This window comes from Caldifermentibacillus hisashii, assembly GCF_039654145.1.
Lineage (GTDB): Bacteria > Bacillota > Bacilli > Bacillales > Caldibacillaceae > Caldifermentibacillus > Caldifermentibacillus hisashii.
In genome coordinates this window covers 1,877,557-1,900,874 of record NZ_CP155467.1, presented here as the reverse complement: position 1 = coordinate 1,900,874, position 23,318 = coordinate 1,877,557, and the positions used below count along the sequence as shown (strand labels likewise).

Sequence of the window (23,318 nt, the reverse complement as noted above, 5' to 3'; positions counted from 1 at the left end):
CCTAAAACAGATCACTTTTAATATACTATTAAAGTAGTTTATTGAAAGTGAGGAGACAGGATTGAAACGATACGTGGATTACTACGAGATTCATAGACTATTTGAGGAGGGATTTTCTAAACGATCCATTGCAAAGAAGCTTGGTATTTCAAGAAATCGAGTAATAAAGTACTTAGATATGTCTATAGAAGAGTTTGAAGATTTTTCAATATCTTTAAAAACAAGAAAGCGGAAACTAGATAGCTACAAGGATAAAATATTACTTTGGTTAAGGGAACATCCAGATATGTCGAGTGCACAGGTATATGATTGGTTACAAGAAAAGTTAGGGGTGAAAAATATTGCAGAAAATACAGTAAGAAATTATGTTAATGACTTAAGAGAAATCTATCATATCCCGAAAGTAAATCCTTCACGAACTTATTTATCAGTACCGGAGTTACCAATGGGACAACAGATGCAAGTAGACTTTGGACAAGATACCGTAAAGGATCTTAATGGAAAATCAAAACGATTATACTTTATTGCTTTTGTATTAAGTCATTCTCGATTTAAGTATGTGGAGTGGCTAGACCGTCCTTTCCGTACGATCGATGTTATTCAAATGCATGAACGTGCATTCAAATACTTTGAAGGTATGACAGAAGAAATTGTGTATGATCAAGATGCATTGCTTGCCGTTAGTGAAAATGCAGGAGATTTAATCATGACATCAGCATTTATAAAATATCAACAAGCTCGAAAATTTTCGGTTTATTTATGTAGAAAGAATGATCCAGAATCTAAAGGAAAGATTGAACAAGTTGTAAAATTTGTGAAATATAACTTCAGTAAACATCGAGTATTTGAAAACCTTGCGGAATGGAATCAAGCGTGTTGGAAATGGTTAAAGCGTACAGGAAATTACAAAATTCATCATAATATCAAAAAAAGACATTCTGAAGTGCACGCCTTGGAAAAGAAGCACTTAAAGAAAGTCGTTGGAACTTACATTTTCGAAAATGTCGTTATTGAAAGTATAACAAGAATGATTCAAAAAGACAATACGATTCGTTTTCAAGGGAATCGTTATAGCGTACCGCAAGGTACTTATCGAAAAGATGCTTCAAATATTGTTTACGTAAATATTGAAAATGGTCTTTTAAATATTCGTTTGACACAAACAGGATCGTCTCTTGCGACTCATAAAATTCCTGAGGGAAGAGGAAATTTGATTATTGACCCTTCTCATCGGAAGAGAAATTTATCGAAAAGAGATGTACTTATCAATGAAATAACAGAAGCCTTTGATGATAAAGAAGGAATTCAATGGCTTATCCAAAAATTACTAGAGCGATATCCTCGACATATTATTGATCAGTTAAGGGTAATACAAAGTACGATTAAGAAATATCCCCGTTTCATTGATGATACATTACAAGAAATGAAAAAACTAAACATGACAAGTGCAAATGATTTTCGTGATATTGCCTGTTCTCTTTCAATCGAAGTGCAGCAACGAGAGCAAGTAAAAACTGTAATTAATGAAAAATATAGAGATTTAAGGGCACCCGAACGGAAAGAAGATATTTACTTAAAAGTTCTGTATGGAGGAAAACGCATATGACATACCCATTTGAAGAATTACAAGCCAAATGTCGTGCACTGCGTCTTGCCGAAACAGCAAAAGAATTACCAGACTTATTAAGGACGGCAGAAGCAAAAAGTTGGACATATCATGAACTCATTCATGAATTACTCAGCTATGAGTTACGTTGTCGTGAAATAAAGCAACAAGAAAGGTTAATGAAATGGGCAGAATTCCCGGAAAAGTTAACATTTGAAACGTATGATTTAGAAGAACAAACTGCGATCGGAGCAAAACAACTTCACGTTCTTCAGGAATTACATTGGATTGATGACTGCTTTACTTTAATTATGATGGGGCCAACGGGAGTGGGGAAAACCCACCTCTCTGTTGCCTTAGGTATTCACGCGGTGGAAAAAGGCTATAAAGTGTCTTTTATTTCGATGAACCAATTAATTTATGTACTTAAGACGAAAGAGTATATTAATAAATCTAAAACAAGGTACAACCGTATATTAAAATCCGATTTAATCATTATTGATGACATTATGTATATGACATATGAAGCAGTAGAAGCAAACCTGTTCTTTCAGTTTATATATGATATGTACGACAAAGCAGCTTTTATTTTAACGTCAAATAAAGGACCTGATGAGTGGGGAAAATTCTTAGGGGATCCAACACTTACTTCAGCAATTCTAGACCGATTACTTCATCGTAGTGAAATCCTGATGTTCGATAGTGAGTCGGATAGTATTAGAATGAAATATCGAAAGACAATTTTTGAAAAGCAGACTGTTGAATCTTAATTGTAGAAAACTGTTTAAAATTATTTGTGGAAAATTGTTTAATTTTACTTGACGGTTACACTCCTTTGTTGGCTTAGGCGGAATTGCTCCTCATACCACTTTAGTTTTGCCTCCAACGCTTCTTTTTCCATTTGGAGCTTATCTTTTTCTATTTCCAGCTTTTCGTTGCGCTCTTTGTAATATTCAATTGTGTCTTGGGTTGTTTGCGCATTATTTTCCATAAAATTAGTATACGAAAAAGAACCCGGCTTGACTAGTCGGATTCTATATTTTAATAGACTTTTTATAGAATGGTAGTAAGCCCGAAATAAAAAAATAAACGTACCTTCACGGTACGTACTACAAATAACCGTAAAACCATGATTTTTTAATCAGATTTACGGTTATTTTACACATTCTGCTTGGATCGTTTTTGACCAAGGCAAATAGTTGTTTATAATTTCTGGGTTTCTATGAATATCTAAATTTGGTAGGTCTCTCAGTAACTTCACTAGATACTGGTAGAAATCTACTCCATTCGCTTTAGCTGTTTCTGCGATACTTAGACAGATTGCGTTTGCTTTCGCACCAGCTTCACTTACGGAAAATAACCAATTTTTTCGACCAATTACATTCGGACGGATGGCATTCTCAGCGGGATTGTTATCAATTTCTATTCGTCCATCATCCAAGAATGCTTTTAGTCCATTCGCTCGATTTAGCGTGTATTCAGCTGCTTTAGCGAGCGCATTTTTTCCGTAGAATGGTGAGTTTTCAACCCAGGCAAGAAATTCATCAACTAACGGTTTCGAGTGCTTTTGGCGTTTTTTTCTTCGTTTACTTGGGGATAAGTGTTTAAATTCCCTTTCAAGACGAAATAATTCATCGCAATATTTTACACCAATTCGTCCGTTTTTACTGTCTGCTTTTAACCAATAACGTCTTACATGGGCCCAGCAATTAGCGAAGGTAATCCCTTCAATTTTGTCATAGGCTGAATACCCATCACAGACAATCGTTCCCGAATAATCTTCAATGAATCCTTCAAGAACGGATCGTGATCGTGATAATGAGCTGTGAAACAGAACGATAGCCGGACCTTGACAGGGCACACTTCGAAAAACCCAGTTATAAGCATTAGATTGGCCAGATTTTCCATCCGACCGATTGATAATTTGTCCATAAGTCTCATCGACGTGTAAAATGGACTTCTCCAACATTATATTCTTCATTCGCTCATATACGGGCAAAAGCCAGTCATGTGATGCTCGAATAACCCAATTAGAAAGGTTTTTATCATTCGTATTCAAGCCATAACGTTCCCACTCCTTTACCTGCCGGTAAAGGGGCAAGTATTGCACAAATTTATCATAAATTACTTTGGCAAGTACACTCGGACCAGCAATGCTTCGTTGAATCGGAGGTTGAGGTGATTTGCCACGTTTAATTTGGGCCTTTTGAGATAAATCCGCTTTGCAGTTTTTACATTCATATGCATGTTCAATATGTTGAACTTTTTCCATTCTTGCAGGTATAAATTCAGCCTCTTCACGTACGATTGTCGTACCTATTTCAGTCATTTGGCATTGACAACAATCACAAATCGTATTTTCCGGATGATAATGAATGGCCTTTACTTCAACATTTTCATGTAATAAAATCATTTCGTTTTTTATTTTGAACTTTGCGTACAACAGTATAAGAAATCGTCTGTTGGCTTTGTTCTTCTGTGTGCTCAGAATCATTAAAAGACGGGTCATCGTCAAATAATGATATTTGTCCATCAAGTGTATTGTATTTAGATTTCTCTGTTTTCGATCCATATAAAAGTTTTGTTAAATAGCGAACTTGCTCAGTTAGTGATTTAATCTGTTTGGACAATGCTTCATTCTGTTGATTAGAATGAGCCAATTGTTCTTTAAGAAGTCGAATTAATTTCTCGTTTTGATTCTGATTATTAGATGAAGCATTAACCAAAAGATTCACCACCATTCATTCAAATAAGATAGTTCTAGTATAGCATTTTAAGCATAGTAAATACAGCTTTAAATCAACTTTTTGATAGATTTAAAATTGCCCTTTTTGAGAAGGTTGAATAGCTTTTGGCTGCTGAATGGATAATCCTTCTAATAACCAGCGGAGTTCTTGTTGTGACAGATTTCGTACTTCCTTTTCGTTTCTTGGCCATTGAAGTTTTCCATTATCTAATCGCTTATAAAGCATGGCGAAGCCGTCACCGTCAAAATATAAACATTTATAACGATCTTTACTCCATCCAGAAAATAAGAAAATGGAATCACCATAAGGATCCAGTTCAAAGGAATCTTGAATGAGTGTTGCTAATCCATCTATTCCTTTTCTCATATCCGTTTTTCCACAAATGATATAGATATTTTTTACACTCGAATAATCGTGTCTCATAAATCTTTCAACTCCCTCATGATCGTTTGAATGATGTGCTCATCTATACCGTTGAAAAAGGAGATTTCAACTTTTCCAAACTTAATCGTACAAGTTGAATTTGAAGAGGAAACAGTTGGTTTTATGTTCGAAATATTTTCTGTATCGGAATGTAATGTTACGGGGACAATTGTTAATTTTTGTTCTGGCATATGAAAAGCACCTCCTTTGATTGATATGTCAATTTTAACAAGAGGTGCTGTTGATTTATATGCGTTGTTTGAATGGGGGCTTACGTTATTGTCTCTAATAATTCTATTTTTTCATGCGATAATCCTAAGATTGCACTACAAGTTATATAAAATAATTTTTTTGTAGGTAAGCGTAAAATAGTCCACACCTACTTTTAGATGTGGACTATTGTTATGATTTATTTAGATTTATTTGGAACACGACATTCTTCTGGAATCTTAGTGGACCAGGGAAGGAATTGATCTAATTTTTCTGTATCAGATAAATCTATATTTGGTAGCTTCTCAAATAAATATTTAAGGTAATTAAATGGGTTCAATCCGTTTTCCTTCGCAGTTTCCACTATGCTATAAATGATTGCGCTGGATTTAGCTCCTTTAGCTGTATTGCTGAAGAGCCAATTTTTTCTACCAATCACAAAAGGTTTGATCGATCGTTCTGCACGGTTGTTATCTATTTCCAAACGCCCATCCTCTAAAAAGGCTCCTAAACGGTCCCATTGATTCCGACAATATTTAATAGCTTGACCAAGTGCACTTTTCGGCAGTACTCGCGGTGTTTGTTCACGAAGCCATGCTGAAAAAGCATCCAAAACTGGTTGGCTGCGTTCTAAACGTTTTTTATATCGTTCTTCAGAACTGACGTCCTCCAGATCACGTTCGATAGCGAAAAGTTGATTACAGAATGCAAGACCTTCTTTCGCTTTAACCTGGGTTGTTTTTGCCGACTCCGGAAGAGCCTGGAGAGCTTCAGTGAATTTGCGACGGGCATGCGCCCAACAACCAACTAGATTTACATCAGGTATTCCGTTATAGCCGGAATACCCATCCACATGTAAATATCCCTGGAAACCATCCAAAAATCGTTTGGGATGTTTGGAAGCACGGGTTCGCTGGTAATCATACAAGACAATTGGAGGTCCTATTCGTCCTGTCCGATAAAGCCACATAAATGACTTTGAAGTAGCTGGTCGATCTGGTTCCGAAAGAACCTGCAAGCTTGTCTCGTCCGCATGAAGGATATCCTGTTTCAGAAGATGTTCACGCATCTGATTGTAAACAGGACTCAACCAAGTGTCAGCTCCATGCAGAATCCAATTTGATAGAGTTTGTCTTGAAAGAAAGACGCCAAATCGCTCCATGTGTTTTTCTGGCGATACAAAGGCATACTTTCGACGTACTTCTGCGTCATTGTGTAAGCCATCGAAGATGGCGAAGCAAGGCTTCCTGGGAAAACAGGAGCCGGCATTTTCGCTGTGACAATAGGTGTTTCTATTTCATGACGTTCGCAATGACGGCAAGCATAAACATATTGAACGTGCTTTTTCACCTTTACTTGTGCAGGAATAACTTCTATTTCACTACGTACTTGCGTACTCATTTCATGTAGTGGTCCAGAACAACACGAACAGACCTGTTCCTCAGCTGGTAAACGGTATTCCACCGTTTCAGTAGGCAGGTTTTCTAGTTTGTCCTCTCGACGATTACGCTGCTTCTTGCGTTTATATGTAATAGTTTCGACCGTCGGTTCTTCCACATCTGGATTTGCGGTATCTTGAGCTTCATTAAAAAGGGAAAGTTGATCCGGATTGGTTTTCCCACTGGAAGAACCAAAACGACGTTGTTGACTTAACCGAAATTGCTCCTCATACCATTTTAGCTTTGCTTCCAAAGCTTCCTTTTCAATTTCAAGCTTTTCGTTACGCTCTTTGTAGTATTCAATTGTTTCCTGAATTTTTGTGTCCGTGTTTTTCATAGTTCCAGTATACGCAAAAGAATCCGGCTTGACCAGTCGGATTCTCAAGTTTTTTAATTTCATAGAATCGTGCGTGCTTTCACTGCGGGATGGGCTTGTTTTTGTTCGATGGATAAGCCATCTAATAACCAGCGTAGCTGGCGAGGACTGATGTCCATCGGCACTCCTTCTTGTTCAGATGGCCAGTTGAAAGTTCCTCTTTCTAATCTTCTATAATGGAGCCAGAAGCCGTTATTCTCCCACTGCAGGATTTTAAGCTTATCTCGCTTTCGATTACAGAAAACAAATAAGCAAGGTGAAAATGGATCTAAATCAAAACATTCTTTAACGATGACAGCGAGACCGTCAATTGATTTACGGAGATCTGTGCTTCCACAAGCAAGGTACACGCGTTCAAAATGATTATTGGATATCATTGATTTTGTATAACACGCACCACATCAGATAGTAGATTTAAATTGGTTCCTGGACGCACTTCGACAGACAATGTCTCAAAATGAATAAGCACAGATTCCTGATCCATGTGACGAGAGGGAATGTCTTGAACGTTCACCGTCAACCATTTGGTTTGGGGTTCATTTTGAGAAACTTCGTCCTCTCTGAACTTTCGGATCCAGTAATACAGTTGATGCGTTTTGATACCCTGGCTGCGAGACCATTCAGCAGCACTTAATCCACTTGTTTTCCAAGCATCATACCTAGCTTTCCATTCTATTCTTTTGTCAGCATCATTCATGGCATAACCTCCAGAATTTTTTCTATGGAGATTATCTCACGATCACTGTACTACTAGAAGGTGTGGAGTATTTGACGCTTACGTATGTAAATTTGATTCTGTCATTACATAAGCTAAAAATAAAAAAGCCAATCCTGTAATGACATTCCCTAAATTCGAAACTCCCGCTCCGATTATGTAATAAAGCACTTTGCGATTATGTTTCAGTACATGGACATACATAGTTAATCACCTCACTAAAAAATTTAAATGTAAGTGAGGTGATTATCTTCCATCATCTTGTTGGTTTTATCAACAAGTTTCAGCTATCAGAAATTATTTCGTAACTTGTATAAATTAACGTCCCAAATGAATCAATCATTAACATTTTCGCCTCAATGCCAAATATCTGTTCGCTTTATGACTTCACCCAAAATTTCCGATCATAATGTCTATTTCGATAGTTGCATTGATTTAGAATACCAATATTTTCTTGTTAATGATTTGAGATACGTTATTACTTCCGCTTTATTATCCTCGATAAAAAAGTGATTACCGTTAAAACATTGGAAGTGACACTTTTGATTAGTATATTTTTCCCATTGTTCTAAGGCTTCTTTTGTCGTAAGTTCATCCATCGTACCATAGAGGATGTGCAAATCAAAATTAAATTTTTTCCTTTTTTTATAACGATATAACTCGGTTATTTTAAAATCAGATTTCATTATTGGTAAAAATATTTCAATTAACTCTTTATGCTTTAGAAATTCTTCATTGATTCCTCCCAGCTTGATTAGTTCATTTAAAAATTCACGATCCTCTAATGAATGGACTTTGGAGTTTAACGGTATATGTGGTGGGTTCTTACCGGATATAACGATAAAATCCGGTTCTCTCCCTATCCTTTCAATGATTTTATGCACGACTTCAAAGACGAGCATTCCTCCCATGCTATGTCCAAACATCGCATAGGGTTCATCCACGTACGTTTTTACATTGTTATAGATATCTTCGGCCGCTTCATCAAAATCATTATATAAAGGCTCGTTGATTCTCTTACCACGTCCTGATAATTCAACGGGCACTAAATTAACAACATTTCCAAATTCTTTTTTCCATGAATTATAAATATTAGCAGAACCACCCGCAAACGGTACACAAAATAAATTTAATCTATTCATTATTTCACCACCTTCATTATATCTTTGATTAAAGTATAAGCATGGACTTCTTTTACTGATAGTTGAATCGGTCTTGAAGTTAAAACACTACACGAACATTCATAGCCTTTAACATATGGGATTTCAAACAATTGAACATTCACCTTTTGATCATTAATATTTATTCCCATTTGATCTTTCCTGATAACTGAGAATGAGGATAAATCAATGGATAAACCTTCTCCTACCGCCTTTATAAAACTTTCTTTTTTCGTCCATATCTTGAAAAATCTATTTATTTTTTCAATTCCATTTACTTGATGAATCCAATTAATTTCATAAGGATGAAAAAAATGAGTTACTAGATTGATATCGAAATCATAAACCTTCTCGATATCAATACCTACCCTTTGATCACAAACAGCACATACTACCCAACTTCCGGAATGGGAAATATTAAATTCTATTCCTCGAACATAAGGCTTGCCAAATTCATTTTCTTTCAATACAATGTTTTTTTCCCATCCATTATCCCATAAATATTTCCTTAAAAGCATTTCCCCTATCAATGAACAATATTGGTCATTTCTTTGATACCTTCGTAATTTCTGTGCTTTCTTCTGGCCTACTATCTCTAACAATGTTTGAATAAGGCGATCTTCAATAAATTTTGGTATCTTTGAAAAGAAAACTTTAACATCACAACTATCTAGGACCATTAATTTTTTCTTCATTATCCTATCCATTTGACTCCTCTTATTAGGAAAAACATAAATGAAAACTTTCCATATAGTACAGAATGGTGGTTTCCACAAATTGAACAACCATTTCACTATAACATCTTCTTACAGCATTCTCCGTTCTGAGTGACTAGTTACTAAAATAGACTTCGATACTACCTACACCTTGAAAAAACGCTTTATACCTCCCTTGTTTTATTGGGATTGGATTGATGAAAGTACCCGACGAAATCATCATACCTTTTTTTAAATACTTATTATATTTTCCTAGTTTATTGGAGAGCCAAACTACTGAAGATAATGGATTGCCCATTACCACAGAAGATACACCTTCTTTTATTTTTTTTCCATTATAATAAAGTTCCATCTTTATATTCTCCAAACCCTCAAAGTCCCCGGTATACTTGGATTTATCAGAAATTACGACTTTTCCAGTCACCCCATTATCACTTATTAAGTCCATAAGCTTAAAGTTCGGAAACCATTTTTTAAACCTTGAGTCCGGTATTTCAATGCCTGCTGCTATTTCACACTTATTAAATACCTCTTCTTCCGTTGCACCAACACTTAAATCTTCTTTCAGTATAATCATTAATTCAGGCTCCAACAAAGGCTCAAACATACTTTCCAAGGAAATCGTCGATGAATCATAAAGAATGGATGAAGTCGTTAATGTTCCGTATGCAGGCTCATTTGTATCAAACAAACTTTGAGTTTCTGGACTTGTCATACTGACTTTATATCCACAAACTTTCTCATTATATAATTCACACTTTTTTTGAATCAACTTATTTTGGAGACTGTAAGCAGCTTCTTCATCTAGATATATCTCATTACTATAAAAATCAATGGGCGAACGTGATTCATATACCTGAAGTAATCGATCCGCAAGATTGTTAAGTTCCTTTTCTGGAATTATCGTATTCAAAATTATCCCTCCAAATATTAATAATTTCATAGGATACTATACAATTTAATAAGACAGGGACCATCAAAAAGAAAGAGACGAAGCAACCTTTTAGGAAACAAACCTATATTCTCAATGGTAATTACATTTTCTCCGCTATTTTCTTGGTATCACAACGGATGATAACCATTGTAAACCTGAGTTGCTTCGATAAAAATACTCTAAAACCACACATTCCGGTTTCAAGGATAGATTTACTATGATAAATACGTTGACAGAAAACTTAACACAAATAAAAGAATTGTAAGCGTAACAGCTTTACTATTACTGATTTCCGCCACTACCTTTAAACCTATTCCCATAATGATGGATGTCCAAATTGAAAATATATCCAGACCGACTGATAAAGTATATAGAAAACTACCTTCTTCAAAAATGATTGCCGGACTTGTATAAGTATGCATTGCACCTCCAAATGTATAAGTCAATAAAGTATTGACACACATTCCGACAACGGTTATTACAGCAGCATGAATGACAATGGAAAATAATTTCTTATATTCTGTATTATTTTTCAATAAATACAGTAAAAAGCGGAAAAGTAGTGCTGTCAATAACAAAAGAACCACATTGGCTCCCCCGGCAACCAAACTTTTCAACAGTAAATCTACATTCCCTGACTCTTGTTTATTCGTGATATATAAATTCAGATATATGAGTATGATCTGTAAAGCAATTACTATAAGTAGTGGTTTTAATATGATCGGATTAACCTTCAATTGACGAAAGTGATTAATAGGATTTGTAATGATACTTAATAATCGTTGTTTTTTAAGTGTGTCGTTATAGCTACCGGATGCGTATTGATTTTCCATATCTCCACCCACTCCCATTTATTATTTATTGGAATATGATTTTTTACAAAAGGGGGAGTAACCCTGCATATCATCGAAGGTTTAACCATTAATATTAAAATGATCTGCTTTATGCAGGGTCACAAATGTTTCTCCCTTATACTTGTTCTACATTTTGTAGAACTCCAGTTTCAGAGAAATATTGGATAGATTTCTTTATCATTTTTCTTGTTGGCTTAGGATAGGTTATTCCATATTTCTCTAATTGATCCATCGTTTTACTATTTTCGAATTGAATTGCTTCAGCCTCGAGAATCCCCTCTTTCAATAAGTGAACTAATGGAGACATAGCGTTTTTACTTTGCTTTCGGGCATCAGCTTCTAATGCTTCCAGCCATTCAGCAATTCCTACAACTTCCAATGAAGCATACTGTGACTTCATCTCTTGAGTGATTGATTCAAAAGAAATTTTATTATTGTTAAATAAATGGAAGGTACCATTTTGAGTCGATTCATCCACGGAGAGGCAGATAATCGATTTGCTGATCATATCTACTGGTGTCATTTCCACCTCATTTCCATCCATTTCTGGTGCCTTACCAAGCTCAATACACCCTCGTACCAGCCTCCACAGCAGATCACTTTCGTTAACCCTTCCAGTTGTACTATCTCCTGATATTCTACCTGGACGATAAATAGATATTGGTAACCCTTTATTGCGAGCAAGTGTTATAACATTTTCTGCGACACATTTACTTTGGGTATAACCGATGCTTAATCCTTCATTTACTCTTGGTTCCATATCTTCTGAAACAAGCATAGACTCACCATCAGGCGAAAGAGTAAATACGGATAATGTTGATACATAATGAATTGGTTTTATTTTCTTACTGGATGCGAGACGAATGATTTCCTTTGTTCCGTATACATTTGTATATTTTGATTCTTCGTATGGCATCATAAAGTTAACGTCGGCACCAGTGTGATATATCATATCAATCTTATTCTCAAGTTCTCTCCAGGTATCTACTGATAAACCAAGGGAGTCCTGAGATAAATCACCTATCAAAGGAATAATTTGCTGTTTATATCTTTCGTCCCACAAAGCATACTTCATTAAATTATTTTTGATTCTGTTAAAACCATCTTCATACTCTTTTCCTCTTACAAGGCAATAAATTGTTGCATCGGTCTCATTTAGAAGATCCCTTAGCATATATGCACCTAAAAAGCCGGTTGCTCCTGTCAAGAGAATGGAGTTAAATCTGGTGTTTACGCGTTTTGCTTGTTGTATCTGCTTATCAATTTCCTTATCTAAAAATATATCTTTTTTAAGAATCTCTTCCATTGAACGTTCTTCTGTTTTGTTTTCTAACGACTGAATCATACCGACTATAGTAGGTTTTTCAAATAACTGGCGCAGTGTAATATTGTATCCTAATTCTTCATTTATGACGAACACAAGTTTAGTAGCGAGTAGAGAATGACCTCCCAATTCAAAGAAGTTATCATGTGTTCCTACATTTTTTCTCCCTAATACTCTTTCCCATAATTCAACAAATTTTCGTTCAAGTTTTGTTTTTGGTTCAACATAACTCTCACTTGGACGATCAAATGGGATAGGCAATGACTTTCGATCAACTTTCCCATTTTTCGTTAGTGGAAATTCAGATAAAAACATGAATTTCCATGGAATCATGTAATTAGGTAATCTGCCCTGAGTATATTCGCGAATTTCTCTATCTTCTACTACGCCATCTGTAATTAAATATGCTATTAATTTTTTATCTCCGGTACCATCTTCAAATGTTGTCACAACAGCATCACGAACGTCTGGATATTGTTTTAAGACAACTTCAATTTCTCCTAATTCAATCCGGAAACCACGTATTTTCACCTGATGATCTGCCCGACCGATAAATTCTATCTTTCCGTCTGGTAAATAGCGTACAAGGTCTCCTGTGCGATATAGCTTTTCCCCAGATCCTTGTTTGAATGGATGTGGAATGAAGCGCTCCGCAGTCAGTTCCGGTCGATTCATATAGCCTATCGCCAAGCCGTCCCCTCCGGCATATAACTCTCCAATCACACCCACTGGCACAGGTTGTTGGTTTTCGTCCAACACATACACCTCTGTATTCGCAATTGGCCGTCCGATAGGAATGGATGGACGCTCCAAGTCGGCTTCCTCTATCCTGTGGCAGGTTGTAAATACGGTGTTTTCTGATGGACCATATCCATTGATGATTTCTGTGCCTTCTAATGCCTCCATCGCCTTACGCACATGTGGTACGGATACTGTTTCTCCCCCAATGAGTAAATATTTCACTCCCTTCAGAGCTTGAAGGTTATGATCCACAAATACATTGAATAGCCCGGCCGTTAACCAAAGGATGCTTACATTGTGCTTTTGAATGACATTCTCATAGTCTTGTAAGCTCGCATTTCTCGTCGGGAGCAACACTAAACGGGCACCATTTAACAAGCTGCTCCAAACTTCCAATGTCGTTGCATCAAATGAAATACTTGCAACGTGTAAAAAGACGTCATCCGATGTGATTGGAACGTAAGTTTCTCCCTTGACCAAACGTACTACTCCCCGGTGCGGCACACAAACACCTTTCGGTTTTCCGGTGGACCCAGATGTATAAATAATGTTGGAAAGTGCTGTTGCGCTAATGCCTTCTCTGAATATATTTGTTTTTTCTTCCGGCAAATCAAGCAAATCAATATTGACGATATCGACATCATAGGCTGCTTCATCTAAACCGGACTGACTAGTCGTCAAGAGTAAAGGCATTTCCGTTTCTTCAACGATATGCTTCAACCTTTCCTCCGGGTACTCCGGATCCAACCCGACATATGCGCCTCCGACTTTTAAGATTCCAAGCATACTCGCGATTTCTTCCAGCGAACGATTCATACATATGCCGATCGGATCTCCGATTTCAATACCTTGTTCGATAAGATAATGCGCAATCTGATTGGCACTTTCATTTAGTTCTCGATAGGTCACAGCCCCATCCTCGGTTTCCAAAGCAATTCCATCTGGTTTCAAGGATACTTGTTCTTCGAACAATTCGTGGATGGTTTTTTCCCGTGGATATTCTCCAGCTGTATCATTCCAATCCACCAGTATTTGCTTGGTTTCCTTTTCGGTTAAAAATTGAATGCTAGAGATGGTTGCATTTGGATTCTTAGCGATTTGATCCAATACATACGTCAACTGTCCGCTGATCCGATGAATGGTATCTTCATCAAACTTACTTCGGTCAAACATGATTTTAAATGGAATTTGTTCACCTGGACCTGCAGATAATACAAATGGGTAGTTTGCTTGTTCTTTCCCTTGGATTTCTTCGATTCTCAGGTCGGTTATACTTTCCATTTCCCCAACCGGGTAGTTTTCGAATACAAATAAACTTTCGAATAATGGTGTCCCTCTTGGAACTTCACTTACTCCCTGAATGTCTACCAGAGAAATATACTCATGCTGGCGCATCTCCAGATGTTGACTCTGTAACTCTTTAAGCCAATTTATTATCTTTTCGTCTTTCTTAACTTCAGAACGAACAGGTAATGTATTAATAAATAAGCCTATCATGCTTTCCACATCTGGCAGTTCAGGTGGACGTCCTGCACTAGTAGTACCGTATATGATGTCGTTTTCTCCACTATACTTGCTTAGAAGAAGAGCCCAAGCACCGTGCAATAGTATATTTAGCGTTATTTTATATTCATGTGTCAATCGTTGAAGAGTTTCCGATAAATCTTTTGACAAGTACCAGTTTATCTGTTGGTGATCACCTGCTTCCAATCCATTTGATGAGTTGCTCAGTAATAGCGTAGGAGATTTCACTCCTTTTAACTGTTCACGCCAATATTGTTCTGACTGATGGGTTTCCTTTTTTCCAAGCCACGCAATATATTGTTCAAAGCTGGATATTTTATGTGGACGATATCTGTATCCTTTTAAGTCAGCTTCATAATAAGCAAAGACGTCTTTTAGTACTAACGGAATACTCCATCCGTCTAATATAACATGGTGATGTGTCCACAGAACTCGATGCTTTTCGGGTCCTACTTTAATTAGGAGGATTCGCATCAAAGGAGGTTCTTCAAGATTGAATTCTTTTTTCCGTTCTATATCTTCCAGTTTTTCATACTTTCTGCTCTGTTCCTCTTCTGATAAATGGCTCCAGTCTTTGTAGCTGAAAGAAACACTAACATTCTTATATACTAGTTGTAAAATTTCCCCCTCTTTTTCACGCTTGAATGCTGTGCGGAGTACTAGATGTTGATTAATCACTTGCTCCCATGCATTCTTGAAAATCTCCTTATGGAGTTCACCATTAAGTACAAGACCCAATTGACTAATGTACTCACCTTGCCCATGATTTAAATACGTATGGAACAGCATTCCCTTTTGTAATGGCGATAATGGATACATAACTTCCACATCAGTTCTGGAACCTATCAACTCATCTATTTTCTCCTGACTTAACTTACATAAAGGAAAGTCAGAAGGTGTATACATTTGAAATTCACCAGATTTACTCTCTAGTAATTGTAATAAATGTCTTCTGAGAGAATTTGCGATGTTAGTCATGGTAGATTTTTTATACATGTCATTACTGAAAAGCAATGTTAGTTGTAATTTATTGTCAGATATTAAGCTGACAACATCTATTAAATGGAATCTTTCCATATTGACATCTTGATTATTCGACAACTCTTCACTAGTAGTGAATATTGAATCACCCTTATTATCATTGTTGAATTGCCCGAGATAATTGAAACTAATGGATGGTTGAATATTGTTTTTCAATATATCAGAAGTTTCTTTATTCAAATAGCGTAAAATCCCGTAGTCAACACCTTTATTTGGCATACTTCTGATAGTTTCTTTTATATCTCTTAATGTGTTTCTTATGTCTTTTCCTTTCTTCAACTTAACCGGGAATAAACTCGTAAACCATCCAACTGTTCTTGTTAGATCCAGATTTTCTAAAATTTCCTCGCGTCCATGTCCTTCTATGTTAACAACCAATTGATCCGAACCTGTCCATTCTGCAATTGAATGAACTAACGAAGTTAACAATACTTCCTCTACATTAATTCGATAGGAATGAAGGAACTCCTGGAATAGCAATTCTGTTTCTTCTTCAGAAAGTGAAACTGTAACTTTATCTGTATATTTCTCTGTGTTGTTCCCGGATGGGAAATCAATAGGAATTGTTGTTAATGTTTCATTTTCATTTGCTGTCAACCAGTAGTCTTTACTGCTTTGAATTGCCGGAGATACAGCATAGTCTAAAAGTTTATGAGCCCACTCTTTATATGAACTGGTTTTCAGCGGTAATTTAACTTCTTTTCCATCTTGAAGTTGAAGATAAATGTCATTGACATCTTCCATTAATATCCTCCAAGATACGCCATCGACAGCAAGATGGTGAATTACCCAAAATAATCTACCGGTCTGTGTCTCATGTTTGAAATATACAGCTTTCCAAACAGGACCTTCCAATAAGTTCAGACTGCTTTGTGTTTCATTTTCTTTTTCCATGACAAAGTCTTCCAATTGATCCTCAGGAATATTTGTTATATCGTATACCGTTAATGGAACAGTCTGATCAGGCCCTGAAATATAAGGTTTCCACTCCCCAGACGAATTTCTGTTAAAACGTAACCGCAATATATCATGATGTTGTTGAATAATTTGGAAACATTTTTCAAGCAACTCACGATCCAAAGGCTCTTCTACTTTCAAAGCCATAGATTGATTCCAATGGTGAGGATTGTCAGAATTTTTTTCAAAGAACCAGCTCTGAATAGGCGTTAATGGAAATCCTCCTATTACAGCATCCTGCTGTGCTGAAATTCCTGTTACCCTTTTCGCTACTTGTGCAAGTTCAGCAATTGTTTGATGTTCAAAAAGCTGTTTTGCTGTTAAACTCAATCCTTTTTGTTTCGCTTGAGCAATGATCTGGATACTAAGAATAGAATCTCCACCTAATTCGAAGAAATTATCGTTAATACCTATTTTTCTTTTGTTCAATACATTTTCCCAAATCGAAACAAGGATTTCCTCCACTTCATTTGTCGGTGCTGCGTAATTTTTATCATCCGCCTGTCCTTCCGGTTCCGGTAATTTATTTAAATCGACTTTACCATTTGGAGTCAATGGAAATTCATCAAGCTTTACAATATCCGAAGGAACCATGAATGTCGGTAAATGCTCTTTGACATATCTTCTAACTGCCCTTTCATCAAGTTGTTCGTCGGTCACTAAATATGCTACTAAACGAGCTTCTTTATATTTATAATCTTTGCGAGCGGTTACGACTACGTCTTTTACTCCTGGATATTTTGCTAAGATTGATTCTACTTCTCCAAGCTCGACACGGAAACCTCTGATTTTCACCTGATGATCTTTTCTACCGATATATTCAATGTTCCCATCTGGCAAGTATCTGACTAAATCACCAGTTTTATACAGACGAATTCTTTTCCCATTCCGGAATGTATGACTTATAAAGCTCTCTTTTGTTAACTTTGTATTGTTTATATATCCTCGAGCCAGTCCCTTTCCACCAATGTATAACTCTCCAACAACACCAGTTGGAACAGGTTGAAGGTTTTGATCCAAAATATATACCTCTGTATTTGGAACTGGACGTCCAATTGGTACTGATGGTAAATCGAGACTCGGATCACATTGAAAATAAGTTGCACATACGGTCGTTTCTGTCGGTCCATATCCATTAATAAAGGTTTTATTTTTTGACCATTCCCTAGCAAGTTCAAGGGTACATGCTGATCCAGCTGAAACAATTACTTCCAGATATGGGAGCTCTTTTTCCTCCAGCCATACTAACGCAGTAGGAGGAAGTGTAGCATGGGTGATTTTATGTTTATTTAAAAAGCCAGTCAAATCCGGACCTGGTAATATTTCTTCTTTCTCACCGATATACAAGCTTGCACCTGCCATAAAAGTAGAAAAGATTTCAAATACAGAAGCATCGAATGAAAATGATGCGAATTGGATGACTCTACTTTCAGCAGTTATCTTCTGAAAATCAATTTGTTGTGTAGCTAGATTAGTTACTCCTCGATGTTCAATCATAACCCCCTTTGGGTTACCTGTAGATCCTGAAGTATAAATGATATATGCCAATTGATCTGGTGAAGTGATTACGTTAGGATTCTCCTTGGAGTAATCTTTTAATACATCATTTTGTCCAGTAATGTATATTTGTGAAGTATAATCATTAAGTTTGGATGAATACTCCTTACCCGTAATCACATGAGAAATTTGCGCATCATTCAACATATACTCCAGTCTTTCTGATGGATACTCCGGGTCTAATGGCACATATACTGCTCCAGACTTCAGTACACCAAGGATAGCTATAATCATTTCCAATGATTTACCTAGACATATTCCCACAGGTTCTTCAGGATCAATACCTTTCTCTAGTAAGAAATGTGCTAAACGATTAGCCCGATCGTTTAGTTGTTTATATGTCAATGAGTTGTCATTAAAAACTACCGCAATAGCATCCGGTGTTTCCTGTACCTTGGCTTCAAACCATTCTGGAATCGATTGATGCTCTAAAAATGCCTTTTCTGTTTTGTTCCATTCAATAAGCAGTTGATGTTCTTCTTCTTGAGCCGTCAACGGCAAGTTGGTCAACTTTTCTTTAGGGTTAACGACTACACTTTCCAACCAATGTAGGAAGTTGCGTGACAGTCGTTTAATCGTTCCTTCTTTGAAAAGATCTGTATTATACTCAAATGCCAGTGTAAATTCGTCATCTTCTTCCTCGATTATTACTGTGAGATCAAATTTTGCAAACGGAAGTTGTACACTTATTGGTTCTAAATCAATATTTAAGCCTTTTGGTATTTTTGAAGCTTTATTTTGAAAAACTAGCATTGTCTGAAAAATCGGTGAATAACTCAAACTTCTTTCTTCAACAACTTCATCAACAATTCTTTCAAATGGTATATCCTGATTCAAATAAGCGTTTAATGCTTTTTCTTTTACCTTTGACATTAAGTCAGTAAAAGTCATTTCTGTCGAAACGTTCGTTCTTATGACCAGAGAATTAACGAAAAAGCCAATTATTCCTTCTATAGAAGCATGGTTTCGATTTGCAATCGGACTACCAACAATGATGTCATCTTGGTTCGTGTACCTCGAAAGAAAACCTTGATAAGCAGCTAATACAGTCATAAACAAAGTTGTGCCTTCTTGCTTACTTAGCTTTCTTAGTTTATGCACCAATTCTGTTGGAACACGTTCAGTCAATAGCGCTCCGTTAAATGTTTGTTGAGCTGGTCTTGGATAATCCGATGGTAATTGTAGAACAGGAAGTTTTCCAGATAATTCATTTTTCCAGTATTTCAATTGGTTTTCCAAGACTTCATTATTTAGCCATTTGCGTTGCCATACAGAGAAATCAGTATATTGGTAATTCAACGGAGGTAGCTTCGCCTCTGTTCCGCTACAATATGAACGGTATAGCTCAAATAATTCTTCTAAAAAGATTCCCATAGACCATGCATCTGAAATAATATGATGCATTGTACATAAAAAGATGTGTTCATTATCACTTAATTTTAGTAATTTCACTTGGAATAAAGGGCCTACACTTAGGTCAAAGTCTTTTGTAGCTTCTTCCTCCGTGATTCTTTCTACCTCTTTCAATCGGATGATTTCTTCCATATTGGAAAGATCGTTGATTTCTAATTTTGAATCCCTTGGAGGAACTACGATTTGTCTAGCTTGTCCATTTTCTTCTTTTATTATCGTTCGGAGGGATTCATGTCTGACCACCATATCATTTATGCTTTTCTCAAGAGCATCAACTTGTAGTTTACCATTTAATTTAAGTGCCCAAGGTATATTATAAATACTACTTTGAGAAGTTAATTGGCTAATGAACCATAATCGTTGTTGTGCATATGAAAGTGGAATGAACTTCTCCTTGTCAATTATTTCAATTTCAGGAAAGTCAATTTTGTTTTCTCCTGAAAGCATTTGATCTAAATGGTTCGCAAGTTGTTCGACAGTTGGATTTTCAAAAAGATCTTTAATTGTTACCTCTACCCCAAATGCATTTTGCAACTTCGAAACAGTAGTAGTTGCCAATAAAGAATGTCCACCCAAATCGAAAAATGAGTCATTGGAACCGACTTTTTCAACCCCTAAAACACCGGACCAGATTCCTGAAACAATTTCTTCTGTAGGTGTTCTTGGCGCAATATATTCTTCTCCTTCAACTATTTCTGGAGCTGGTAGAGCAGCTCTATCAACCTTACCATTTCTAGTTAATGGTAATTCAGCTAGTAGAGTGACAAAATCTGGAATCATATAATTTGGAAGCTTTTCTTTTAAATGATTTTTTATCTTTTTAACATCCAGACTTTGATCAGTCACGATATATGCAGATAACCGTTTATCGCCCAATTCATCTTCAACAACCGTTACCACGGCATCACGAACGTCTGGATATTGTTTTAAGACAACTTCAATTTCTCCTAATTCAATCCGGAAACCACGTATTTTCACCTGATGATCTGCCCGACCGATAAATTCTATCTTTCCGTCTGGTAAATAGCGTACAAGGTCTCCTGTGCGATATAGCTTTTCCCCAGATCCTTGTTTGAATGGATGTGGAATGAAGCGCTCCGCAGTTAGTTCCGGTCGATTCATATAGCCTATCGCCAAGCCGTCCCCTCCGGCATATAACTCTCCAATCACACCCACTGGCACAGGTTGTTGGTTTTCGTCCAACACATACACCTCTGTATTCGCAATTGGCCGTCCGATAGGAATGGATGGACGCTCCAAGTCGGCTTCCTCTATCCTGTGGCAGGTTGTAAATACGGTGTTTTCTGATGGACCATATCCATTGATGATTTCTGTGCCTTCTAATGCCTCCATCGCCTTACGCACATGTGGTACGGATACTGTTTCTCCCCCGATGAGTATATATTTCACTCCCTTCAGAGCTTGAAGGTTATGATCCACAAATACATTGAATAGCCCGGCCGTTAACCAAAGGATGCTTACATTGTACTTTTGAATGACATTCTCATAGTCTTGTAAGCTCGCATTTCTCGTCGGGAGCAACACTAAACGGGCACCATTTAACAAGCTGCTCCAAACTTCCAATGTCGTTGCATCAAATGAAATACTTGCAACGTGTAAAAAGACATCATCCGATGTGATCGGAACGTAAGTTTCCCCCTTGACCAAGCGAACTACTCCCCGGTGCGGCACACAGACACCTTTCGGTTTTCCGGTGGACCCAGATGTGTAAATAATGTTGGAAAGTGCTGTTGCGCTAATGCCTTCTCTGAATATATTTGTTTTTTCCTCCGGCAAATCAAGCAAATCAATATTGACGATATCGACATCATAGGCTGCTTCATCTAAACCGGACTGACTAGTCGTCAAGAGTAAAGGCATTTCCGTTTCTTCAACGATATGCTTCAACCTTTCCTCCGGGTACTCCGGATCCAACCCGACATATGCGCCTCCGACTTTTAAGATTCCAAGCATACTCGCGATTTCTTCCAGCGAACGATTCATACATATGCCGATCGGATCTCCGATTTCAATACCTTGCTCGATAAGATAATGCGCAATCTGATTGGCACTTTCATTTAGTTCTCGATAGGTCACAGCCCCATCCTCGGTTTCCAAAGCAATTCCATCTGGTTTCAAGGATACTTGTTCTTCGAACAATTCGTGGATGGTTTTTTCCCGTGGATATTCTCCAGCTGTATCATTCCAATCCACCAGTATTTGCTTGGTTTCCTTTTCGGTTAAAAATTGAATGCTAGAGATGGTTACATTTGGATTCTTAGCGATTTGATCCAATACATACGTCAACTGTCCGCTGATCCGATGAATGGTATCTTCATCAAACTTACTTCGGTCAAACATGATTTTAAATGGAATTTGTTCACCTGGACCTGCAGATAATACAAATGGGTAGTTTGCTTGTTCTTTCCCTTGGATTTCTTCGATTCTCAGGTCGGTTATACTTTCCATTTCCCCAACCGGGTAGTTTTCGAATACAAATAAACTTTCGAATAATGGTGTCCCTCTTGGAACTTCACTTACTCCCTGAATGTCTACCAAAGAGCTATATTCATACTGACGAATTTCCATCAACTGCGATTGAAAGTTTTTCATCCATTCCAAAAGTACTTCATCATCGGGAATCTGGGCACGAACAGGTAATGTACTGATAAACAAACCAACCATATTTTCCACACCTGGCAAATCGGCAGGACGACCTGAACTAGTTGCTCCAAAAAGCACATCTTTCGTTCCGCTATAGTAACTTAACAATAAAGCCCATGCACTTTGAATAATCGTGTTTAAGGTTATTTTGTGTTCTTTAACGATATGGTTCAAAGAATGTGTTAAATCCTTCGATAAGTGCCACCAATATTCTTCATACCCTTGTTGATCGAAACCTTTCATCGGGGCTGCTAAATTAAATTGGGTCGGTTCTGTAAAACCTTTCAATTTTGTTGCCCAAAATTCCTTTGTGTTTTGCGAATCTTTACTTCTACTTCTTAGCCAATGAATATACTTGCCATATTGTTGTGCAGGAGGCAACGTAATCGTTGCCTCTTGACACAATGCATTGTAGATGTGAAAGAGCTCTTTTACTACTAAGGATACACTCCAACCATCTAATAGTATATGATGGTGGGACCAAACCATTGTGTATTCATCGATGTCATTATGGATGAGCATTACGCGCATCAAAGGGACATCATCCCAATCAAAGCCCCTTTGCTTATCCAATCTCAAAAATTCTTCTATTTTACTTTCTTGTTCTTCTCGAGAGAAGGAACGCCAGTCCGTATAATCTACATTAAATGGTACTGTCCGATAAACAACTTGAACGTTCTTCTCTGTTTTTCCAAATAAAAATTTGGTTCGTAGTATATCGTGCCTCTTGATAACTTCTTTCCATGCTTTTTCAAACATGGCGATGTCTAATTTACCATTTAGACGTAATTTCATTTGACTAAAATATGATTGTGAGTTTTCGTCATCTTCATCATATAACGAATGAAACAACATCCCTTCTTGTAATGGAGATAATGAATAAATATTAATAATATTTTTCAAAATACTCACCACCC

Annotated in this window: 11 protein-coding genes and 2 pseudogenes; 2 read left to right on the top strand and 11 right to left on the bottom strand. The window is 36.9% G+C overall.

The features are described from left to right. Window positions 1-61 precede the first annotated feature (61 nt). On the top strand, window positions 62-1,606 hold the full coding sequence (gene istA / locus NSQ14_RS08900) for an IS21 family transposase (protein WP_285856810.1): 1,545 nt from the start codon (window positions 62-64) through the stop codon (window positions 1,604-1,606). Further along, window positions 1,603-2,376 (top strand): IS21-like element helper ATPase IstB, encoded by a 774-nt coding sequence (gene istB / locus NSQ14_RS08895; protein WP_041846498.1) that lies wholly within the window; start codon window positions 1,603-1,605, stop codon window positions 2,374-2,376. The genes istA and istB overlap by 4 nt, the downstream gene beginning before the upstream one ends. A gap of 383 nt (window positions 2,377-2,759) precedes the next feature. On the opposite strand, the pseudogene tnpC (NSQ14_RS08890) reads toward istB, so the two are convergent. From tnpC (NSQ14_RS08890) to NSQ14_RS08835, 11 genes and pseudogenes are all read right to left on the bottom strand, one after another. Then, window positions 2,760-4,332 (bottom strand): annotated as a pseudogene (tnpC, locus tag NSQ14_RS08890) (IS66 family transposase). Between the two features lie 90 nt (window positions 4,333-4,422). Further along, window positions 4,423-4,776: an IS66 family insertion sequence element accessory protein TnpB gene (tnpB, locus tag NSQ14_RS08880; protein ID WP_041847042.1), complete on the bottom strand. Its 354-nt coding sequence runs from the start codon at window positions 4,774-4,776 to the stop codon at window positions 4,423-4,425. Further along, window positions 4,773-4,967 carry a hypothetical protein gene (locus tag NSQ14_RS08875; protein ID WP_041846703.1) on the bottom strand — a complete coding sequence of 65 codons (195 nt, stop codon included), beginning with the start codon at window positions 4,965-4,967 and terminating at the stop codon, window positions 4,773-4,775. The genes tnpB (NSQ14_RS08880) and NSQ14_RS08875 overlap by 4 nt, the downstream gene beginning before the upstream one ends. Before the next feature lie 218 nt (window positions 4,968-5,185). Next, window positions 5,186-6,762 (bottom strand): annotated as a pseudogene (tnpC, locus tag NSQ14_RS08870) (IS66 family transposase). Window positions 6,763-6,821: 59 nt separating this feature from the next. Beyond that, window positions 6,822-7,178: an IS66 family insertion sequence element accessory protein TnpB gene (gene tnpB, locus NSQ14_RS08865; protein WP_041845481.1), complete on the bottom strand. Its 357-nt coding sequence runs from the start codon at window positions 7,176-7,178 to the stop codon at window positions 6,822-6,824. Then, complete coding sequence (gene tnpA, locus NSQ14_RS08860; RefSeq protein ID WP_041845480.1) at window positions 7,175-7,498, bottom strand: IS66 family insertion sequence element accessory protein TnpA; 324 nt, start codon at window positions 7,496-7,498, stop codon at window positions 7,175-7,177. The genes tnpB (NSQ14_RS08865) and tnpA overlap by 4 nt, the downstream gene beginning before the upstream one ends. A gap of 431 nt (window positions 7,499-7,929) precedes the next feature. After that, window positions 7,930-8,658, bottom strand: a complete 729-nt coding sequence (locus tag NSQ14_RS08855; RefSeq protein WP_041845479.1) for a thioesterase II family protein — start codon at window positions 8,656-8,658, stop codon at window positions 7,930-7,932. Next, window positions 8,658-9,383, bottom strand: coding sequence for a 4'-phosphopantetheinyl transferase family protein (locus NSQ14_RS08850; protein WP_041845478.1), 726 nt, complete (start codon window positions 9,381-9,383; stop codon window positions 8,658-8,660). The genes NSQ14_RS08855 and NSQ14_RS08850 overlap by 1 nt, the downstream gene beginning before the upstream one ends. Window positions 9,384-9,507: 124 nt before the next feature. After that, entirely contained in the window at window positions 9,508-10,305 is a 798-nt protein-coding gene (locus tag NSQ14_RS08845) for a 2-keto-4-pentenoate hydratase (RefSeq protein WP_052514515.1), read from the bottom strand. Window positions 10,306-10,541: 236 nt separating this feature from the next. Then, window positions 10,542-11,159: a YIP1 family protein gene (locus tag NSQ14_RS08840; protein WP_041845477.1), complete on the bottom strand. Its 618-nt coding sequence runs from the start codon at window positions 11,157-11,159 to the stop codon at window positions 10,542-10,544. A gap of 136 nt (window positions 11,160-11,295) precedes the next feature. Beyond that, window positions 11,296-23,304 (bottom strand): amino acid adenylation domain-containing protein, encoded by a 12,009-nt coding sequence (locus NSQ14_RS08835; protein ID WP_346217084.1) that lies wholly within the window; start codon window positions 23,302-23,304, stop codon window positions 11,296-11,298. Window positions 23,305-23,318: the final 14 nt, after the last annotated feature.